3 protein-coding genes and 2 pseudogenes are annotated in these 3,790 nt (G+C 32.5%); all 5 read right to left on the bottom strand.

The window, feature by feature from the left end:
* Positions 1 to 380: 380 nt before the first annotated feature.
* Positions 381 to 839 carry a hypothetical protein gene (locus tag COE49_RS27035; RefSeq protein ID WP_088229507.1) on the bottom strand — a complete coding sequence of 153 codons (459 nt, stop codon included), beginning with the start codon at positions 837 to 839 and terminating at the stop codon, positions 381 to 383.
* Positions 839 to 1,253: pseudogene (locus tag COE49_RS27030) on the bottom strand (cytoplasmic protein); the annotation flags it as partial. The pseudogene COE49_RS27030 and the gene COE49_RS27035, both read right to left, overlap by 1 nt.
* Positions 1,244 to 1,436, bottom strand: a pseudogene (locus COE49_RS27805) (hypothetical protein); the annotation flags it as partial. The pseudogenes COE49_RS27805 and COE49_RS27030, both read right to left, overlap by 10 nt.
* Before the next feature lie 1,031 nt (positions 1,437 to 2,467).
* Complete coding sequence (locus COE49_RS27020) at positions 2,468 to 2,854, bottom strand: Imm3 family immunity protein (RefSeq protein ID WP_088229509.1); 387 nt, start codon at positions 2,852 to 2,854, stop codon at positions 2,468 to 2,470.
* Positions 2,855 to 2,873: 19 nt separating this feature from the next.
* Positions 2,874 to 3,790, bottom strand: a 917-nt coding sequence (locus COE49_RS28245) for a deaminase domain-containing protein (protein ID WP_255294763.1), incomplete at its 5' end; no start/stop codon positions are given.

Below are 3,790 nucleotides of genomic sequence, written 5' to 3'. Positions count from 1 at the left end.
TACTTGCAATCGATTGATTGGCATGTCTCGTAGAGTAAACTGCTACGATAATCCAGTCGTTGAAAACTTCTTCATATCATGAAAGAGAATTGTGGAAGCACTTCATCATTTGAAACTTTTGTTTTTGTATTTTGGGATATATAATTCACCGTACCAAATATTGTAATTCCGAAATAAAAAGCACTTGTTGCTTTTAATCGGCAATCAAGTGCTTTAAGTTCATCTGTTTATTAAGTAGGATTATTTTAGGGGATTTTCAATTAACTTTACAATATCTTTAAAACTTACGAATTCATTAGTTTCACGTTTATTCCATTTATTTACATTCTTAGCCCACTAATAGCTATCTCGCCTAGTTATTGTTCTTATATTCAAAAGAATTACCTCTCTTCTTTGCACAAATATAAGTATTGGCCAAACTCAGGGAATGTATCCCAATTTCTAGATACATCATCTTTTGTCTCTCGCTCTTCTACTTCTCCAGTTTTAGAATCTTTTTGCTCCATAGCAATATGACCATTTTCTTGATACCCCAAAATCATACTTTTTAACTGTGTATCTCCGTCATATTCCCAATACATTATTGTCCTTAGGAATAGTCTATTATCTTCTTTAACAATAAAATCGTAGTGTAAATATTTACGAAGAAAATCATCCAAAAAACTTACCGATACCCATTTCTCAGTGACATTTACTAAATACTTTGGCTGCTCTCCATCACTAAGAACAGCAGTATAAGAATGACGATTTTCATGAAGTGTCTTGGCTGCATTCTTATCAATAATATTCCAAGGCTTCTTTTTTATGTTAGACCACTTATCACAATAATAAATTTCCATTAATTATACACCTTCCCATTAATATCACGAATAATAATCCCTTTCTCATTCGCCTCTTCAATAATTTTTTGTGGAACTGGCTTTGTTTGTACAGGGATTTCCAAAATTAGCTCTCCATCTAGTTGACCACCTTTTAAAGCATTAGGATTAAATTTACCTGAAGAAATTTCTGAACCGGAAGAATACTTTTTAGTAAACTCACTTAAATAACTTAATGCCGTCTTTTCTTTTACTTCAGCCAATTGGGTAAATTTCCTCGAGACAATTTCTTCACCCGGAATATAAGAATCCACAACATATTTCTTCCCATTGTTTTTTCACAAAATCGGGTATTGATTTCTTTTTAGATAGTGTTTTATCCGTGCCCTTACTACCATCTTTAGATTTCGCAAACTTATAATAAGCTTCTATTAATATACGTTTCAATACAGGGTCTGGTGGTGATTTAAGCATACTTAAAGATTCTCCTCTGATTCCTTCAAATTCAACATTCGAATTAACTAGTGAAGGTGTCTGATTATACCTTGCTTCATAAGAACTAGCAAAATCAGTTTGTCTAAAAGCAGGTGGAACTTCAGTCTCTCTATTTTCCGTACCCTATGTTGTAATCTTAAAATAAAAAGCACTTGTTGCCTTTAGTTGACAATCAAGTGCTTTAAGTTCATATGTTTTTAAGTAGCATAAATTTGTAAGTTTTGTAGTAACAGTATGACACCTTTTGTACATCATGACAAATACTATGTTAAAACTTACGAGTTTGTTAGTTTCATATACACTCCATGTGTTTATATTTATCACCCGGTAAAATGTCATCTCGCCTAAGCTCGTACTTTGTTTTCTATTCTAGAATTGCACACAGTACTCCATGACGGTACAACCATCATGAGTCTTTACTTTTTTACAGCCTGTTTTTTGAGTTCACTTGTCTTATATGCGTTCATATTTTTAATTTTTGTACTACAAACCTTTTTGCTCTTGTACATAGCTATAAATCTAGTATCATAGGTTGTAATATTTTAAAAATCATTATAAGCAAACTAATTTGTTTACTTTTATAAACTATAATTTAAACATGAGTATTACTTAGAGCAAAAAAGCTTTAAAGTTATTCATAAATATTAGTTATTTAAAAATCCATGTTTTTCAAATGCTCTTATTAAAAAATATTACTCTGCATGTCTCAAATGTTTTGGATTATCCTTTTTGGGTGGCACCCACTCTACTTCTCTTAACCACTTTTCCACAGCTCTCTAGTTTCTTTATGTGACTCTTCGGTAATAGTTGAATTTACACCAAAATAAGTCTTATTGCCTACAGTAACACTTGCAATTGTATAACCTAAATCTATTGAGTATGGCTTTAATCCTACCTTCTCTCTAAATCTTTTTACTCCTTCACATCCTGCAATAGAACTTTATCTAAAGACATAAAAAATCCCCTCCATAATAAACAGTACAGTAACCTTCTTTCAGCTGTCTACTATAAGGGGGTAATACCCGAATACAGAAATCATCTTCTTGATGTTGCATAATTTTTTCAAGATGACCTCTACAAAGGATACATATTATTCTTTATTTAAACTTTTTTATGAAGACCACCAAACGAAAGCCGGTAGGAATCTGCGTCTATTATCTTGACGTATTATCATAATTATCAGCATTAGGATCATAGTCCAATATTACGTTATTAAGTTTATGATTGACATTATTTATTCTGGTCAACAGATCCTCAACCTCTTCTGATAACAATTCATTCTCTAATTCATTCCTATCAATGCTTCCTAATTCTTTTTTTATGATATCAACCACACCCACAAAAACTTTTGGATGTGTCACTACTATCTCTCCAATGGCTAAGTGAACTAATAAATTTTCTGTTTCACCCTCATTGCAGACGGTTTCGAACTCATAAAATGTTCTTGCAGTAGCATATTTATATCCTCTATTTTCATTTAACATATTATCATACATTTCTTTAACAGCCTCAATTAATTCATTATACTCCCAATCTTCCATTTATATTCCTCCTATAAGACTATGGTTTTAATCTGTTTCCGTTATTATGGATAACCTCTAGTTCTATATTTTTATATTTTTTAGAAAATTCCGCTATTACCCTACTACAACTATCGCAAGTATCTAATTCTGTAAATAACTTTATTTTACCTTTTGCCTCAGTATTATTTCCAAGTCTGTTAGCTATATCATTTAGAATTTTATACTCAGTATCAGAATCTCTTGGGTACTCAATTCCATTCTTATCTGCTGCTTTTGAAGCTTTAAAAGTTGGGTTATTAGGCTTTAATGAAATATCCGCTATCCTTTCCTCTAACGTACCATTTAGTTCATTTATGCTACTTTGAGCAAAAAACTCTGATTTATCAATACCTTTAACATCTACTTCTGCTAAAGCAAAGTTCCCAGACTTTTTATATCCACTAGTTAATTTCCCCCTTAGCTCTTTCACTCTATCAATTATATGAGCTTCAGTTGCTATATCAATTTCCCTTGTAGGATAAACTTTACCCGTACCCTTAGCAATCCCCGCACTCCCAGACGTTGCTTTCTTCACATCTCCAACCTTTTTTAAATCATGAAGTTTATCAACTATTTTTACACCTTTCCCATATGGAGTCATCATCCCCACTGCTAGGAGTTTTTCACCATAGGTAGCTTCTGGGTCAAAGAGTGTGAAAAGATCACCAAAGAGAAAATCGAATCCAAACTTCGCCACACCGATTAAAAAAGGATCGAGTACTGGCCTTCTACCACCGACTGGCTGGCCAAAAATGTTATGCTCCATTTCATAATCATCGGTTTCAACTTGGAAATCCTCACCTATATTCCCTTTTATTGTACCATTTTTAATTCCTTCAAGGTATTTTTGTGTCGCTTGTATCTCTTCTTTTGTAAATCTATTATTGATAGATTGATTTTCGCTGCTTATTCCTT

This window comes from Bacillus sp. AFS029637 (assembly GCF_002584985.1).
Lineage (GTDB): Bacteria > Bacillota > Bacilli > Bacillales > Bacillaceae_G > Bacillus_A.
This window is presented reverse-complemented; position numbering and strand designations above follow the sequence as displayed.

Excerpts from the sequence above, each read along its gene's own strand:
- COE49_RS27035 (WP_088229507.1), bottom strand. The coding sequence starts at position 839 with ATGGAAATTTATTATTGTGATAAGTGGTCTAACATAAAAAAGAAGCCT.
- COE49_RS27020 (WP_088229509.1), bottom strand. The coding sequence starts at position 2,854 with ATGGAAGATTGGGAGTATAATGAATTAATTGAGGCTGTTAAAGAAATG.